14 protein-coding genes are annotated in these 17,702 nt (G+C 43.2%); 11 read left to right on the forward strand and 3 right to left on the reverse strand.

The features are described from left to right. Positions 1–57: 57 nt before the first annotated feature. Both AHMF7616_RS12835 and AHMF7616_RS12840 read right to left on the reverse strand, forming a co-directional pair. The gene (locus AHMF7616_RS12835; protein ID WP_115373247.1) at positions 58–246 is read right to left on the reverse strand and encodes a hypothetical protein; all 189 of its coding nucleotides are present in this window, start codon (positions 244–246) and stop codon (positions 58–60) included. A gap of 48 nt (positions 247–294) precedes the next feature. After that, positions 295–1,560 carry a putative DNA modification/repair radical SAM protein gene (locus tag AHMF7616_RS12840; protein WP_115373248.1) on the reverse strand — a complete coding sequence of 422 codons (1,266 nt, stop codon included), beginning with the start codon at positions 1,558–1,560 and terminating at the stop codon, positions 295–297. A 241-nt stretch (positions 1,561–1,801) separates the two neighbouring features. On the opposite strand from AHMF7616_RS12840, the gene AHMF7616_RS12845 reads away from it, so the two are divergent. The 9 genes from AHMF7616_RS12845 (at position 1,802) to AHMF7616_RS12885 (ending at position 14,345) form a co-directional block, all read left to right on the forward strand. Further along, entirely contained in the window at positions 1,802–3,691 is a 1,890-nt protein-coding gene (locus AHMF7616_RS12845; protein ID WP_115373249.1) for a POTRA domain-containing protein, read from the forward strand. A gap of 342 nt (positions 3,692–4,033) precedes the next feature. Further along, complete coding sequence (locus tag AHMF7616_RS12850) at positions 4,034–4,546, forward strand: RNA polymerase sigma factor (RefSeq protein WP_115373250.1); 513 nt, start codon at positions 4,034–4,036, stop codon at positions 4,544–4,546. Beyond that, positions 4,533–5,303, forward strand: coding sequence for a HEAT repeat domain-containing protein (locus tag AHMF7616_RS12855; protein WP_115373251.1), 771 nt, complete (start codon positions 4,533–4,535; stop codon positions 5,301–5,303). Before AHMF7616_RS12850 ends, AHMF7616_RS12855 begins: the two co-directional genes overlap by 14 nt. Positions 5,304–5,396: 93 nt before the next feature. Next, positions 5,397–6,308 (forward strand): DUF4097 family beta strand repeat-containing protein, encoded by a 912-nt coding sequence (locus AHMF7616_RS12860; RefSeq protein WP_233507518.1) that lies wholly within the window; start codon positions 5,397–5,399, stop codon positions 6,306–6,308. A gap of 26 nt (positions 6,309–6,334) precedes the next feature. Next, positions 6,335–7,039 (forward strand): DUF4097 family beta strand repeat-containing protein, encoded by a 705-nt coding sequence (locus tag AHMF7616_RS12865; protein ID WP_115373252.1) that lies wholly within the window; start codon positions 6,335–6,337, stop codon positions 7,037–7,039. A gap of 296 nt (positions 7,040–7,335) precedes the next feature. Next, complete coding sequence (locus AHMF7616_RS12870) at positions 7,336–9,756, forward strand: DUF4331 family protein (RefSeq protein WP_115373253.1); 2,421 nt, start codon at positions 7,336–7,338, stop codon at positions 9,754–9,756. Positions 9,757–9,834: 78 nt separating this feature from the next. Then, positions 9,835–11,175 carry a tetratricopeptide repeat protein gene (locus AHMF7616_RS12875; protein WP_115373254.1) on the forward strand — a complete coding sequence of 447 codons (1,341 nt, stop codon included), beginning with the start codon at positions 9,835–9,837 and terminating at the stop codon, positions 11,173–11,175. A 355-nt stretch (positions 11,176–11,530) separates the two neighbouring features. Next, positions 11,531–11,929, forward strand: coding sequence for a hypothetical protein (locus AHMF7616_RS12880; protein WP_115373255.1), 399 nt, complete (start codon positions 11,531–11,533; stop codon positions 11,927–11,929). 196 nt (positions 11,930–12,125) lie between these two features. After that, positions 12,126–14,345, forward strand: a complete 2,220-nt coding sequence (locus AHMF7616_RS12885) for a TonB-dependent receptor (RefSeq protein ID WP_233507519.1) — start codon at positions 12,126–12,128, stop codon at positions 14,343–14,345. A 256-nt stretch (positions 14,346–14,601) separates the two neighbouring features. Here AHMF7616_RS12885 and AHMF7616_RS12890 read toward each other — a convergent pair whose 3' ends face one another. Beyond that, positions 14,602–15,375 (reverse strand): cupin domain-containing protein, encoded by a 774-nt coding sequence (locus AHMF7616_RS12890; RefSeq protein WP_115373257.1) that lies wholly within the window; start codon positions 15,373–15,375, stop codon positions 14,602–14,604. A 79-nt stretch (positions 15,376–15,454) separates the two neighbouring features. Here AHMF7616_RS12890 and AHMF7616_RS12895 point away from each other — a divergent pair, with 79 nt between their 5' ends. Further along, positions 15,455–16,465 (forward strand): helix-turn-helix transcriptional regulator, encoded by a 1,011-nt coding sequence (locus AHMF7616_RS12895; RefSeq protein WP_115373258.1) that lies wholly within the window; start codon positions 15,455–15,457, stop codon positions 16,463–16,465. A 295-nt stretch (positions 16,466–16,760) separates the two neighbouring features. Beyond that, the gene (locus AHMF7616_RS12900; RefSeq protein ID WP_115373259.1) at positions 16,761–17,603 is read left to right on the forward strand and encodes a CvfB family protein; all 843 of its coding nucleotides are present in this window, start codon (positions 16,761–16,763) and stop codon (positions 17,601–17,603) included. Positions 17,604–17,702 lie beyond the last annotated feature (99 nt).

Below are 17,702 nucleotides of genomic sequence, written 5' to 3' on the forward strand. Positions count from 1 at the left end.
TGTTTTTTAAACTAGGCAGAAGTGCAGTGTTGGTTTTTTAAAAATTTATTTAAAAAATTAGATGTATTGGTAAAACAAAGTTTGTGATTCACCGGTAGTGGACGGGGTTGTATGGCGCATCCGGGTTTTGCGCTTCTCATTTAAATATTGCAGGTGTACTACCAGTAAACTAAGCTTGCAGTGGCAAGATACCGGGGCTACTTTGGTATTATAATTTTTTTGAGACAGATTAGTGGTGTTTTTCATAATATTTACTTGATTAAGTGGTTTAGTAGGTAAAACTTATTGCAGTAATTAGCTGGCAGCTCCGAACAAACTAAGCTGTTGCTTTATTAGGCTATTGCGGACAGAGCCTTCCCCAAACAGAATTCGGCGCCGAATGACATCTTCAGTGTACGTTTTAGCATCTGGACTTTTGCCGTTACAGGTAATAAAATACCGGGCGCGCTTCAACACCACGCCAATTTTTAATAAATGGTCAGCCGTAAGCGTAGCAAACCGGCGCGCCATTATAATTTTCTTCGCTGACTTTACCCCGATACCCGGCACGCGCAAGATCATTTCGTAATCGGCCGTGTTTATTTCAACCGGAAAAAAGTGCATGTTTCGTAATGCCCAGGACAGTTTAGGATCAATTTCTAAGTCCAGGTTAGGATAAAAGTCTGATACTATTTCGCTTACCCCAAAACCGTAGAACCGCATCAGCCAGTCGGCCTGGTAAATGCGGTTTTCGCGCATTAAAGGCGGCACGTTTATACCGGCAAGCCGACTATCCTGGCTTACCGGCACGTAACCGGAATAATACACCCGCTTGAGCTGGTACTTGCCGTACAGTTGGTCAGAGAGTTGTAAGATTTGCTGGTCGTTTTCGGCGGAAGCTCCCACAATAAGTTGCGTACTCTGGCCGGCTGGGGCAAAAGCAACGGCATTTTTAAAAATTTTGCGTTCTTCTTTGCTGGCAATTAGTTCCTGGCTAATCGCCGACATGGGTTTTATAATCTGCGCGTAATTTTTTTCGGGAGCCAAATGTTTTAAGCTTAGCTCCGTGGGCAACTCAATATTTACACTGAGCCGGTCGGCGTACAAACCGGCTTCCCGGATTAAATCTTCGCTGGCTCCCGGGATGGTTTTCAGATGAATGTAGCCATTAAATTTATGTTCCTGGCGCAGCTTCTTCGCAATCCGGATTAAGCGCTCCATGGTATAATCCGAATTTTTAAAAATTCCAGAGCTTAGAAATAAACCTTCGATGTAATTGCGGCGGTAAAAATTAATCGTCAGGTTTACTACTTCGTCAATCGTAAAAGCAGCCCGTTGAATATCATTACTGCGGCGGGTTACACAATACGCGCAATCGAAAATGCAATAGTTAGTCAATAAAATTTTAAGCAAAGAAACACAGCGGCCATCTTCGGTGTAGGAATGGCAAATTCCCATGCCTTCGGCGTTGCCTAAACCTTTGTTATGGTTTTTCCGCTTTCCACCACTTGAAGAACAAGAAACATCGTATTTGGCGGCATCCGCTAATATTTTTAGCTTATCTTTAACTTTGTCGTTCATACTGGTCTTTTACTGGTACTAAAATATACCTATTTTAATTACAAAACCAATATATTTAGTAAAATGTTTAAAAAATTAGCAAAATAATAAATATACAATGCTTAAAGCAATACCGCTAGGAAAGCAATAATTTCGTCCCTATTAGGTTTAAATAGTAGATATAATTATTTTGTATTAAATTGAAATCGGTCTTATATCTGTAAGTAAAGACTGCCTATTTAAGATGTGACTTTATACCTTTATGGTATTACTAGATTATTTTTGGAAACGGTTTTTGTTGTTTGCACTGGTAGTTTTTCTGTTTACAGCACCAGTTTACAGCCAACAAACGAAACCCAACCCTGATTCTTTAAAAAAAACTTCGGAGGCGGATACCACGCGTAAAAAGCTTGATTCTGATAAAATATTGCAGGATATAAAAGCTTATTCGAAGCGTAAAACTATCATAGGCCGCTTAATGAAAGCCGTTTTTCGGTTTGACCGGAAACCAGAACCAGTAGGCGTAAATGCCGAGGTGCTGAACAACCAATACCGCAAGCACGGTTATAAAATTGTCAGGCGCATCTACATTAAAAACTTAGATGCTTTTGGTTATTCCATAACCGATACCTTACGGGTGCCCGTAAACTTTCTGGAAAAGGCCGGCAACTCGGTGCACATTAAAACGCACCAGGGCCGTATCCGAAACAAGTTGCTGTTTAAACCCGGTGAGCCGCTTGACCCCTTAGACCTAAGCGAATCAGAGCGTTTGCTGCGCCAAACGGATTATATTCTGGATGCCCGGGTAACGGTAAATGAACAAACCTCCACCCGCGACAGCGTAGATATTGTAGTGATTACCAAAGATATTTTTTCTATCAGCGCAGGCGGTTCGTACAATGCCGGAGGAGGATCCGGGCGAGTAGTATTACGCGATATTAATTTTATCGGCAGTGGTCACCAAATTCGCAACGTGTATCGCTTTGGCTTAGACTCGGCGCAACAATCGTATGAATATACAGGTAGTTACCGGGTTGAAAATATTTATAAAACCTTTATCAGTAGCGAGTTAATTTACCGCGACGAAGTGAATTACAAACAAAAAGGGGCTAGCCTGCAACGGGATTTCTTCTCCATTAACACGAAATACGCCGGCGCCATAGCCTTAAACTGGTACAATATTCCTACTTATGTTCGGTTAACGGATACTACCGGCAGCCGGCAAAATGTATCGTTCTCTACCCAGGATTACTGGATTGGTAAATCTTTCCGGTTTAAATCGTACAATTTAGGCCAAGAAAACCGCGCGCGTATTGTTACATCGGGCCGTGTTATTATTACCCACTATCCTACTCCACCTACCGATGAGTACCAAAGCAATACCTTTTACCTGGCCGGCATAGGCTATACTTACCGTAAATATTATAAAGACAAGTACTTGTTTGGTTTTGGCCGTACCGAGGATATTCCGGCGGGTAACTTGCTGGCGTTTACCTATGGCTTTGAGAACGGAAATAAATACAACCGGCGGTATGTAGATATTAAAGCCGGCTTTGGCAAGTACAACCGGGAGTTTGGGTACTTAAACGTTACCGGTGAGTTTGATACCTACATTCGGGATAAAAAGTGGGAACAAGGCGAACTAGCAACCGAAGTGTTATATTTTACTAAGTTATATCATTGGGATAACTGGCAGATACGGCATTTTTTTTGGAACCGGGCTTCGTATGGCATAAACCGCAAATACGGCGAAAACATATTAAATGTAAATAAATTTGAAGGCATCCGGGGCTTTAGCTCCGACGAACGGGGCACCCGAAAATTTGTTATAAATTACGAAAACAACTTGTACACGCCTTTCTCTTTTATTGGTTTCCGGTTCGCGATTGTGGCCTTTGCCGATTTTGCCTGGTTATCTACGGGCAACAGCAGTAATCCTTTTAGTAATAGACCCTTGCAAGGTTATGGCATTGGTTTTCGGTTCCACAACGAATACACCACCTTTAATACCATTCAGATTTCGCTGGGCTTTTATCCGCAAGGGCCCACTACCATTAAAACTTATCCTTCTACCCGACCTTATTACGAGTTCAACGATTTTATTTATTCCCGCCCGATTACTTCTATTTTCGGCGACGGCATTTATCGGTAAATGGTTGAATGGTTAGATTGCTGGATTGCTGGATTGTTGAATGGTTCAATTGTTAGATTATTGAATTGTTAGATTGTTGAATGGTTCAGTTGCTAGTTTCAGAAACGTTTAAATTTTCCGCCAGAATAGCAAAAGCCGTGCAGAAAGGCATTAATCAGATGTTCATTGCATGCCAGTAGGCTACAGCTCACCAGTAGTAAGCAAAGAGACTAAGTTTTTCCCAGCCATTTAAGAATAAAACAATCCAGCAATTCAACACTTTAGCACTCCAGCAATTCAACAATTCAACAATTTTTTAAAAAACGTGTAATGTTTCGCGGCCTGCCTCGTCTTTGTTTTTGAATGGATTTACAAACGTTTAAACAGAAAGTTTTACCCACCAAGGACAAGCTTTTCCGGCTGGCAAAATCAATGCTGCGCCACCACGAAGAAGCCGAAGATGCCTTACAGGAAGTCTTTCTGAAACTGTGGACCAATCAGCACAAACTGGAAGCTTGCAAAAGTGTAGAAGCATTTGCCATGACGGTAACTAAAAATTTGTGCCTGGATAAGTTAAAAGTAAAAGCGCCCAAGCACCTGGCCGATGTAACGGAGTTGGAGATTGCCTCCGGCTCCCACTCGCCGCATGTTAGTTACGAGTTGAGTAACAGTGCCGAGGTGATGCGCCGCTTAGTAGACGAGTTACCCGAACAACAAAGATTGATCTTGCATTTACGTGATGTGGAAGGATACTCCTTCGAAGAAATAGAACAAATTACGCAATTATCGCTCAACACTATCCGGGTTAATTTATCGAGAGCCCGCAAATTAGTACGCGACCGTTATTTAAAAATTGAAAATTATGAAGTGGGATAATATAGAAGTGCTGCTGGATCGCTATTACGAAGCCGAAACTACCCTGGAGGAAGAAAATTACCTACGCCAGTATTTTAACCAAGCCGAGGTACCACCCAGCTTAAAAGCAGCCCAAGACTATTTTAAATTTAGGGAGGCCCAACGCCACGAAAAACTGACCGGCTATACCCACGACGAGTGGTTATTTTCCCAAATAGAAGAACCCAAAATACGGCGGTTTTTCTTACGGCCCGATTCTTTTTCTATGCTGTTGCAAGTAGCTGCCAGTATAGCCTTACTAATTATTGGTTTTTGGTGGGGCAACCGGAACACATTTGTTAACACTGCCCAGCCGGAAGTAGCGGCTCTGCGTCAGGAAATACAAGAATTTAAAAAAGTATTGTCGCCCAAGTCTGCGGAAAGTGCAACGGCCTCGGAGCGTTTGCTGGTGGTTCGGCGGGAAGTAACGAAAGCGCCGGCCGATAAAGAAGTAGCGCAAATTTTAATCAACGCCATGAACTTCGACCCGAACGTAAATGTGCGCCTGGCCGCTTGCGAATCTTTATTTCAGTACCGGCAATTGCCCATGGTGCGCGAAGCTTATATCCAGTCGTTACAAATACAAACCGACCCGAATGTGCAAGCCATGCTGATTGATATTCTGGTGGCTTTAAAAGAAAAACAAGCAATAGATCAGGTAAAGAAATTAACGCAAAAACCGAATCTGCAACCTACCATTAAACTAAAAGCCCAACAAGCCATCGGCATCCTGATTTAAAAAAGTTGGCTACTTGGTACCAGTTTAGCGCAGCAATTTTAATACAGGTTTTTATTAATAATCCTTATTATACCCTATTTTTTAAATTTAATCATGAAAAAGATATTCTTCTGTATTGCTCTAAGCACGTTTCTTACTCACCCAGACTGGGCCCAAGAGGCTGGGAGCAAACTAATTATAAACAATGACACCGGGCTTACCCTGGCCATTAACGCTGATTCTGGTTCTGCTGCCAACTTCCTTCTGGAACCGGAAAAAGAAATTAACGACGACCATCCCGGCGAACGCCGCGAATATAAAACTAAGCTGGGTAACAGTGCCGAGAACCAAGTACGCTTAATAATGGCCAGCAGCGAAGTAAAAATTATTGGCCATAATTCCGACGAGGTAATTATAGAAACGAACAACTACCAGGCACCACCCGCCCGAGCCCAGGGCCTGAAACCACTGTATAATGGCGCCGAAGATAATACCGGTATTGGTTTATCGGTAAAGCGCGAAGGAAACACCTTGACCATTGTGAAAGCGCAAAAAAATCAAGGCAAATACGTGATTCGGGTTCCCAAAAAAGTATCGGTAGCTTATACCGAAGCTAACTGGAATGGCGGCGATTTTGAATTATCGGATGTGGAAGGCGAAATAGAACTAAAACTCAATAATTCCCGGGCCGAACTCACGAATGTGGCCGGACCTATCGTGGCTAATAGTACCAACGGCGGCATACAGGTAAAATTTAAAAACGTGAACCAGCAAAAGCCCTCGTCTATTTCGGTGGTAAACGGCGAAATCGATATTTCTTTACCCGCTGCTACCAAAGCTAACTGGAATCTGCGCTCGATCAACGGCGAAGTTTACACCGATTTTGATATGGCTTTACCTAAAGATAAAACTGATTTGCAAAAAATTGCCGGCAGCAATAATGTAAAAGGTAAAACAAATGGGGGCGGCGTAGAAATGAACGTGTACACCATTAACAGCGATATTTTTATTCGCAAAAGCAAATAACCTAGCGCACCTCTCAATCAAAACTCATGAAAAAATTATTGCTTTTCGTACTGAGTAGCTACTTTCTAGTAATAACAGCGTTAGCACAGCAAGTAGTCGAAAAAACGTTGCCGGTAGCCCCTCATCAAAAGATAGACCTGCAATTAAAATTTGGCGATGCTATTAAAGTTACCGCCTGGGACCGCAAAGAAGTATACATTAAAGTTACGTACAACATTAATTCCGGGCGGCTGAACAATGCTTTAAAATTAAATTTCACTTCTGAAACCGAAGGACCAAGGGTAACCGTTGACCTGGATCAAGACTTATTAAAAGGTGGTAAAGCCGAAGATTGCCCCGATAGCTATAATAAGGGCAATCATTATTACAATAACGTCCAGCAATACTTTACCTGCACCCAAATTGATTATGAAATAAAAGTACCCCGCGAGGGCAACTTGGTCGTAAACACCATTAACGGCAACATAGAGCTCCGCGAATTCACGGGATCAGTAAACGCTAAATCTATTAGTGGTTTCGTAGATATGAGTTGGCCGGGTAAAAAAGGCGCAACCGTTGCGCTCAAAACCATAACCGGCGAGGTATATTCTAACCTGGATATTGATTTTACCAACAAGCAAAAAGAAATACCGATGGTAGGCTACCAATTAAAAGGCAATATAAATGGCGGTGGCACCGAAGTTAAGTTAGAAACAATCAGCAATAACGTTTACTTCCGGAAGAAAGAATAACCTGTTATACCAGATCGTTTTCGCAAATAAATCCAGCTCCTTCTGTCTATTTTTTTAAAAAGCAACCTCTCACCGGGTTGCTTTTTTAGTTTTTAATAGTGTTAAAATCTTATAAACCTTCGTTTAAATACCAGAAATTGCTTTTCTACTTTTTAAATAATTTTTATAAATATTTTTTTGCAGCAAGCAATCCAGCTACAAAGCTATTCCGTAGATGCTCTTTACATCCCACTAATAATCAAATGATTATTTAATCCTCTACTTTTCTTAACAACTATTAAACTTAAACAAATCCTATGAAAATGTTTACCAAGTCTGGCCTGCTGAAATCCGGGCTGGTAGTGGCGGCAGTAGCCTCCCTATCCGTGTTTGCCACCCGCTACAATTACTTGGAATCTTCCAGTCACCGGGAAGCTCCCATAATTGCCAATGACCCCTTGGCCGATAATACCGACGTGTATGCTTTCCGTAACCCCCGGAACAAGAACAATATGGTAATTATCGCAAACTACGTTCCCTTTCAGCATCCGCACGGCGCTCCCAACTTTTATAGCTTCGGAGAAAATATTGCATACGATATTCACATTAAAAACGACGCTACCAAGAAAGAAGACGATATTTTGTACCGGTTTGAATTTAAAATAACGAATGAAGACCCCACCACGCACTTTTACATCCGCTTAGGCAAGCAAAATCAGAAAAACACCTATACCTGTAAGAAAAGTACTGATGGGGGTAAAACTTTTACTACTATCATCAGCAATGGCGTGGTGCCGCCTTATAATGTAGGCCCGCGAAGCATCCAAAGTGCAGTTGGTTTAAACAGCGACTACGACAAACTGATGCAAGGCGCGATTATGACCGCCAGTACCGGTGAAAAAGTCTTCTGCGGACCGGTAGATGATCCGTTTTTTGTAGATATTGGAGGCATTGAAGATTTAGGTAACGTTCGGTCGAACAAACCGGTTGACGGCTTAAAAAGACTGAATGTACACAGCATTGCATTGGATATTCCGATCGAAATGCTAAATAAAGAACACCAGAAAGTAAGCCAGGCCTGGAGCATTCTGGATCCAGATTTTATTATTGGCGTTTGGGCCTCGGCTAGCCGACGTAAAATTATGGTACGCGAAAGCAATGGTAAAATCAAACACGAGGGCGAATACGTACAGGTTTCGCGTTTAGGCATGCCGCTCACTAACGAAGTAATTATTCCGATTGGTAAAAAAGACGAATGGAATAGTGTTTCGTCTAATAAAGATTCAAAAGATTTTGAGCAATACTTTACTAACCCGGAACTGGCATTATACATGGATGATTCTAAATTCGGGAAAGCTGTGCCGGGTTTAGCGCCTTTGCGCATTCAAACTAAATCGTTGGGTAAGTATGACTTCCGGAATGGGGCTGATGGCTTGTATTCTTTGTTAGGCAATCCAGCTACTAAAGGTACCGCCCTGGACACCAAATTATTCGGGAATTATTTACTCCGCGATAACGAACCCCGCTCCGTAGATTTACTACCAATTTTTATGACAGGGGTGCCAAACCTACCCCCCTACCAACTAGCTACTGGTAAAAAAGACGGTAACCCTTTGGCCGCTGGTAAACCATTTATCAATAACTTTTTGCCTACTTTCGGCGATATGTTGCGGGTAAATATGTCTACTCCGGTTACTACCCGCGAATCGCCGGACTTTAGCAGTTTAGGTTTGGTGCAAGCCGCTGTGCTAGGTTTAACCGATCCGCGGTATAATAAAACCAAGTTTGTTCAGTTTATTCCGAACATGGACGGCTTCCCGAACGGACGTCGTTTAGAAGATGATGTAGTGCGCATTGAATTACAAGCAGTTAGCGGCGTTGTGCTGGCGGCAATAGGTTTAGGCTACGACGATTATGACGTAAAAGCAGGGGCCGGAACCATCGGCGATGTAGAACAACAACATAATAGCGATCCGATTTTGATTACACCACCCGCCGGTACCATTATAACGGATATTCGTTCGGCCACATTTGGTACGGGTAAAGGCAGTAGTTACGATAATTTTAAATTTGATGCCAGTTGCCAAGCCGATGTTACCGATATTGTGAGAACTTTTTACGCGGCCCGTCTAACAGACTTTGAACCTAACTACCAAATTCCGGTAAACCGCAATGTTTTAGGTAATCCGTGTCCGGGTTCCGAAAAAAGTTTGCTGGTTTTAGCAGATTACCGCACGCCGGCTAGCTTGGCTACTAAAAATTTAGTGAATGTTTTAACCTTTACTACTGGAGTTGAGAAAAATGATGCTCCGTTGCCCGGCGCGTTTCCTTTTGAAGCCAGACCTTGGAACGGATTCCTTGATGGCGGCCATGGTAATGACAATGGTAGCGGTAATATTGACCCTAGCGCTAGTTCCAGCATGGCTCCTTTTCAAGCACCAGCCAGCATGAATTTAGCTGCTCCTGATGTAATGCTGAAACAAATGGAAAGCTTTCCAAATCCTTCACAGGATCAAACTACTTTCCGTTACCATATTGTGCAGCCAGCTAATGTTAGCTTACATATTTACGATGCTAATGGCAACTTAATAGCTACTCCGGTTAACAAGGAACCAAGAGCTGCGGGCACGTACGAAGTAGCGGTAAACGTAAGTAAGTACAAGGGCGGTATTTATTACGCCCGCGTAGTAAACGGAACTAAATCCGACCAAACTTTAAAATTTGTTGTTACTAAATAAGCCTGGTTATTCACAGGAAAGGCCAGGTAAAATACCTGGCCTTTCTAACTAGCTCATAAACCCTTTTGATATTAATTTATGAAAAAAAACTACTTCTACCTCGCGGCTCTATCGGTAATGTTGGTGGCAGGCTATGTATTTTACCAGAAGTATCAGAACGTTTCGGATCCTACTCCCCCGCTTCGCGAACGGCAAGGGCCTATTTCTACTACCAGCGAATGGATCAATACGAAAGCGGCCATTCAGGGATTACAGCGTAAGCTGCGCGAAAAACCCGGTGATTTAAAAAGTAAACTATTATTAGGCTTAGCCTATATGCAGGAAGCTCGCGTAACTGGCGAACACCCTTATTATTATCCGGCTGCCCTTGGCTTAATTCAGGACGTTTTAGACCACGAATCTCAAGATCAGGTATTAATATATGAAGCTACCGTAGCCAAAGCAACCATTCAGCTTTCGCTCCACCAGTTTGACGAAGCCTTAGAAACTGGTAAAGAAGCACTAAAAATTAATGATCACGGGGCTGCGGTTTATGGCGTGCTATGTGATGCTAACGTGGAACTAGGTCATTACGAAGAAGCTATTACCATGGCCGATAAAATGGCTTCTTTACGACCAGATTTAAAGTCGTACTCGCGGGTATCGTACCTCCGCGAAATCCACGGCGATATGCCCGGCGCTATTGAAGCCATGGCATTGGCCGTAGCTGCCGGTTTTCCGGGCTTAGAACAAACCGCTTGGGCCACGGTAACATTAGGCAGTTTATACGAAAAAACCGGTGATTTAAAAAATGCGGCTGTGCAATTTAACAAAGCAATACAATTCTCGCCTAATTACGCTTTTGCCATCAGCGGCTTGGGCCGCTTAGCTGTAAAAAACAAAGACTATAAAACAGCGGAACAATTATTTACGCAAGCCGCCAACATTATCCCGGAATTTTCATTTCAGGAAGAGTTGGTTCGGTTGTACCAGCAGCAGGGTAAAACGGCTAAAGCCCAAGCTACCATGGTGGATTTATTAAATGGCCTGGAAGAAGATCAGGAAGCGGGCCACGTAGTAGACCTGGAGCTAGCTAACATTTACTTGGAGCTAGGTAAAAATCCCAATAAAGCGCTGGAATATGCCTTAAACGAATACAAAAGAAGACCCGATAACATTGATGTGTGCAAAGCACTGGCCGCTATTTATTACCAAAAACAAGATTACGCCACAGCTGCCACTTACTTAAAAAAGGCAAAGCGCACCAATAGCCAGGATGCCGGCCTGGTTTGCCTCGATGGTTTGGTTAAGTTTCGTTTAGGCGATCAGGCAAACGGGACTACTCTCATTCAAAAATCATTCACGATTAACCCGTACCAAAATACCTTGTGCAGCGCTGAAGCCAAAAATTTAGTTAATAAAGCGCTATCCAAACTCTAAAAAAGCTTTTCCGAAATTTAAAAATTTAAAAAATCTATGTTTTTTTAAATTTTTAGGCAAGTTCCGGTTTGGCTTTTCAACACAACGTTTATTTTTCTGTTTTTCCTATCATCGCACTAGTTACCATAAACAGCACCTAATCTTTGTAAGTAAAAGAGCTATTTCATTTATAAATTATTTACCAAATCAAGGAGTAACGTTCTCTTTTGCGCGGCTTATTCCGGTACAAAACCGCTAACCGGCAAACTAGCTCTTTGCGTTATAGTACTGGCACGTAAGATTTGGCAGAACCAACATTTAAAATAATTCCCCAATAAAAATCACCTTTTAAAGTTTACGGATTTAATTTTTAAAAATGTTTAAATCGTTTCTAGTTGGTTTCCTGTTGTTCAACTATTGCTTAGTAGTAGTTGTAACCAATATTGCCACTGTGAACGCCGTTAAATATACCCATGTTTATAGCGCTGTAAAACCCTATGTGCATGCTCCGGATTGCCAACAACGGTTTTATTTACAATTTGATTGTTTTGATACCTGCAACAACACGGCGCAACTAGATACCCCAACTACTCCCAGTAGTGCTTATTTGCTTTTATCAACGATCGGCCTTGATTTTCATTTTGCCTGGCCGGAACCGGCAAATGATCTGATTAGTATCCAGTCTCTTCTATTGTTGCCTGCCACTACTCAGGCTCCGGTAGCAGGTTTTGCTTCTCTTATTGATCCTCCTCCGCTCGGGTTTATTACTGCTTAATGACGCTTTGTACCGCGTGGTACTTATTAAATCGTTTTAAACCAAAACAGGCAAGCCTCCTTATGCGCCTGCCGGATTAAAAAAGAACCAAATGCAAGACTTTTATATAATAATAGCTTTGTTAAAGGCAAGGAAATACCGGCTAACCAATATTTTTTTAAAAATTAGTCTTTGCTGTTTATTTGTATGCTTTACCTTGTCGGCTACCGCCCATAAAATATCTATTAAGGGCGTAGTTTATGGCAAAAACACCAACACCCCTTTATCAGGGGCTACTGTTAAGTTACTCCATACGCCTAAAGTTTCTACTACCGATAATTTTGGCGTGTACATTTTCACCGATCTGGCCGATGGCCCGTATGAACTACAAATTTCTTACTTGGGCTACGAACAAAGCCGGGCGAGCGTAGAAGTAAACCAAGCCGCCCCGGCCAAAGTAGTGACGCACCTGGCAACCGGCAACTTACAGCTTTCCGAAGTAGCGGTTTCGGCGGCTCAAGATAAACCTTTAAACATTATTAGCGCCGTGGATTTGCAAATGCGGCCTATTCAGAACTCCCAGGAAATCTTGCGCTTTATTCCGGGCCTGGTAATGGCGCAGCACGCCGGCGGTGGTAAAGCCGAACAAATTTTTCTACGGGGTTTTGATATTGATCATGGCACGGATATTAACCTCACTGCCGATGGTATGCCGGTAAACATGGTATCGCACGCGCACGGGCAAGGTTATTCCGACTTGCATTTTTTAATTCCCGAAACCATACAAGCCGTGGATTTTGGCAAAGGGCCCTACCAAGCCAATAAAGGCAACTTTGCTACCGCCGGTTACGCCGATTTCCGGACCCGCACGGCTCTGGATCGAAACAGCATAAAACTAGAAGCCGGCCGTTTTGATAATTACCGGGCCGTGGGTATGTTTAATTTACTCGGACCAGCGGCGCGACAAAATCATCAGAACGCTTACGTTGCCGCGGAGTATCTATTCAGTAACGGTTATTTTGATTTACCGCAAAACCTGGATCGCCTGAATATTTTCGGTCGTTATCAAGGCATTATCAACGATAAAACCATTATTAATGCTTCCCTTTCGGCATTTCGGAGTAATTGGGGCGCTTCGGGGCAAATACCGGAACGGGCCGTGTCGCAAGGCCTCATCAGCCGTTTTGGCGCGATCGATAGCAGCGAAGGTGGCAATACGGCCCGGTACAATGCTACCATTTCCCTCGAAAAGATGCTGGCCCACGAAGCGGTGCTAAAAAACCAGGTATACCTCATAAAATACGATTTTAATTTATATTCTAATTTTACCTTATTCCTGAACGACCCGGTAAACGGCGACGAAATCCGGCAACGCGAGAACCGTACCATTTACGGCTACCAGGGCAGTTACGAAAAAGAACTTACGTTACTGGGCAAACCGCTCCGGAGCGATATTGGCATTGGCTTGCGCTACGACGATGTGAATGGGTCCGAGTTAAGCCGCACGCGTAACCGGGCCTTTGTAGCACCGGCGCAACTCGGCAACACTAACGAAGCCAATGCTTTTGCCTACTGGAGTGAAACCTGGGAGCTTTCGCCTCGCTTGTCTGTAAATGCTGCGCTGCGCTTCGACCAGTTTTATTTTAAATACCGGAATTTACTACCAACCGATACGCTGGCAGCCGTTCTTAAAGCCAAACGAAACCGCCTCAGCCCCAAACTGAATATTTCTTACGCCTTATCTCCCACAGTACAGGTATATCTGAATACCGGCCAAGGATTTCACTCCAACGATACCCGGGTATCGGTGTTGCCTAATGCTCGCGAAATCTTACCCAAAGCCACCGGCACCGACCTGGGAGTAACATTAAAACCAACCAATCGATTATTTGTAAACGCAGCGCTTTGGTTCCTGGATTTAGAACAAGAATTAGTGTACGTTGGCGATGAAGGCATTGTGGAACCGTCCGGCAAAACCCGGCGTTACGGATTAGACTTTTCGGCTCGTTACCAGTTTACAGATAACTTATTTGGTGACGCCGACGTGAATCTGGCCAAACCCCGCGCCCGCGACACCGAAGCTGGGGCTTATTATATTCCTTTAGCGCCTACTGCTACCAGTACCGGCGGTTTTACTTACCAATCACCCAATAAATTCCGGGGCAGTTTGCGCTACCGCTACGTAGGCGACCGCTCTGCCAACGAAGATTACAGCTTAACCGCCGATGGCTATTTCTTACTCGATGCGGTAGCCGCGTACACCTTTAAAAAACTGGAATTTAAGCTTAGCGCCGAAAACCTGCTGAACCAGGAATGGAAAGAAGCCCAGTTCGAAACCGAGTCGCGGTTGCGTGGCGAAGCGGAAGGTTTAACGGAAATTAATTTCACCCCCGGTACGCCATTTTTTATTAAGGCGGGTATTACGTATAATTTTTAAAAAATTAATCAACATACTCGTATTTTCTAAAACTCTGGTAAAAAGAACCTGATTTCAGCTATTTATTAAAAAAAAACAGCTAATGATCCGGCTGATAAAACACCAAACGCGTTGCTTATCAAAATTTAGCAAGTAGCGCAGAGATTTAAACTTAGTTAATAGAAACTTTTTAGCAGCTTTCTAAATGAAAAAACCTGGCCGGTTAGAAGATAATAACCGGCTAGGTTTTTTCATTTATTAAATAAGAACTTTATTGTTACCGGAAGTATTTCTCCAAAGCTTTATCCTCGCCTTTCCATTGCGCAATTTTGGCCAGGGCATTCACTAATGGTTCCTGAATAAACCCGGGAACGTCGGGTAAGTAGGTGCCGCTGTAACCCAAAAGTAAGGCCATGTGCCACGGATTTTTAGTAAGAGGTCCGTTAAACTGACCGTCGTTGGCCAAGCCATAAGCAATCCGGATACTTTTTTCCAGGCCGCCCGCCGGCGATACTTTTACCCGTAAAAGCATGGTGGAATTGGTAGGATTTAAAAAATAATGCATTTCGCCTCTTCTGGCGGTGGCACTTTGGCCTTCGTTTACCCGGAATTCTTTTTTACCCTGCCCTACTTGCGCCTGGCCTTTGAGAACCGTAAAAGTCTCATCAAAATTTTTGTGGTAATGCCACTCATTGCCGCCATGGGGTTCTACTTCAACTTGAATCAACTCATAGGCGCCGTTCGTCTCGGCCCCGGTTTTCAGGAACGTGGACTGGTAGTTTCCGCCGCTGTTGTAAACGGTCCGGTCCGGGCGATTACCCACACTTAAATCTAAAGGCCGCAGGAATAGCGCAAAACCAGTGATAGCTAAAAACAGGAAAACACCTAAAAATACGGGCAAGCCTACCAAGGTATACAACAGCTTGATAACTAAAGGGTAAGAGTCTTTCCAGATACGAAATACCGCCGTGGGGTAAAAGACCAAAGAAGTATATTTCCAGGCCCGGGAGTTGATTACTGTTGGTGTGGATGCAGGTTGTATGTTGTTCATAAGTTTGGTTATTTTTAGACAAATTTGTACCTTAAAACGTTGGGATGGCTAGGGGTAAACGGATTTTGATTGTGGCAAAATGGATAAAATTGAAAATCACAACTGGAGTGAGGTTTTCAGCGATATTTCTTACCAGGAAGTATTTCGCAACGATCGCTACGTAGAAGCCGTAGCGCATTTTAAAGAACCTAATCTGGCGAATGCCCAAATTACGACCATTCAAACGCCCGGGATAGAGTTGATACAAGCCAACTTTACCACGGCGCGCAAACTGGTGCTGGTAGATCCGGAAAGTACCGAAAAAATTAGTTCTTCTTTTATTTTAAGCGGCGATGTAGAGTCGCAGTTTGCTTTAAACAAAAACCCCGTGGTGCATTGGGTAAATACACATGGCTTTCAATACACGCCCGATTTTCAAGGCCGGCACATTATTCACAACCACAAGCTGCAAGCCTTTTCCCTGAATTACGATAACGCTTATTTTAAAAGCTTGGCCCAATCATCGGGCATGCCCTACCTCGATAAGGTTCTGGATTGCATGGAACGCGGCGAAACCTTGTTAGTTTCGCCGGGGGAGTTGGTCATGCAACCCCGCATGGCCGAGTTACTCCACGCCATGGTCCAATGTAAATTTCAGGGCCTGACGAAATACTTGTTTATCGAGGCCAAAATTTTAGAATTATTGGCCCTCCAAATGGAGCAGCTCAACACCAAAACCAACACCAGAGTAGAGTGGAGCCGCGCCGACCAGGAGCGCTTAAAAGCGGTGCACGACTTTATTAACCAGTCTTACCTGGAGCCATTAACTTTAGCGGGTTTGTGTTATCAGTTTGGCCTGAATGAATTTAAATTAAAAAAAGGCTACAAGCATTTTTTTGGCACTACGGTTTTTGGTCATATTCACCGGTTACGCTTACAAGCAGCGCAACAGTTACTCGCTACCGGGCAAATGAATGTTTCCGAAGTTTCCTTTCACTTAGGCTACAACAACATCAGCAGTTTTTCCGAAGCCTTTAAAAAACATTATGGCTACCTACCCGGGAAACTTAGTTTGCAACGAACCAGTCTTTCCGCATCCTATACATTTTAATTTTTTTAAAAATCTTTCATCATCCGCAAATTACCAAGGCTTAATGGAGTTGTAATTTCAATCTTTCCTTACAGTTCCTAATCCACTAGGTTTTGCCTGTATCGTTTACTTTTTATAATTAAACAGCCTACACCCTTACTTCCGACAATAATGGCCGTAGAAACCTATTAATGCCGGTGTTCTAAGTAGCTTAAAACAATTAAAAGGAGATAGGCGGTTAAATAGCGAACAGGGTAGCTGGTTATAAAGCGTTTTACGTACTTTTGATTTATAATAATTTATTAGTGTAGCTAACATGGTAGCCATTGGCGATTACAACATACTCGAAATAGCAAAAGAAGTAGATTTTGGCGTTTACCTGGACTCGGAAGACGGAGAAATTCTGCTGCCCACCAAATACGTACCCGAAGAGGCCCGAGTGGGCGACCGGTTACGCGTTTTTATATACCGCGACTCCGAAGACCGCATGATTGCCACCACCCTGGAACCAAAAGCCAAAGTAGGCGATTTTGCCGCGCTTCCGGTAAAAGATACTAACCAATACGGCGCTTTTCTGGAATGGGGACTGGAAAAAGACTTGTTTGTACCTTTCCAAAACCAACGCGACAAGATGCAAGCCGGCCGACGCTACGTGGTATATGTTTACCTCGACGATAGTTCGGACCGCATTGTAGCTACCGCTAAATACGAAAAATTTTTAAAAAAAGAAGTAACTGACCTCACGGAAGGACAAGAAGTAAACTTGCTCGTTGCCGGAATATCCGATCTGGGTTTTAAGGTTATCATCCATAACCAATACCTGGGCATGCTCTACAAAAACGAGGTATTCCGGGATTTATCTATTGGCGAACAAACCCAAGGTTACATTAAAAAAATCCGGGAAGACCAAAAAATAGATGTATCCTTACAACGTCCGGGCTTTGGCGAAGTAAAAGATGCCGCCCAAATTATTATGGATAAACTGCAAACCAACAATGGTTCCCTGCCCTTATCGGATAATTCCCAACCCGACGAAATTTACCAGACCCTGGGCATGAGTAAAAAAACATTTAAAAAAGCGATTGGGACCTTATACCGCCAAGGTCATATTTTGCTGCAGGAGCAAGGTATTTCGTTGAGCAGCCAAGTGGAAGAATAGTTGTAAACGCGTTAAATATTTAATTTTAAAGAAAAGCCATAGCCTAAAAACCACCGGCACCAATACCCGGACTTAGAACGATAAAGGTTTAGATTTTAA

Origin of the sequence: Adhaeribacter pallidiroseus, assembly GCF_003340495.1 — a bacterium.
In the GTDB taxonomy this organism is placed as follows: domain Bacteria; phylum Bacteroidota; class Bacteroidia; order Cytophagales; family Hymenobacteraceae; genus Adhaeribacter; species Adhaeribacter pallidiroseus.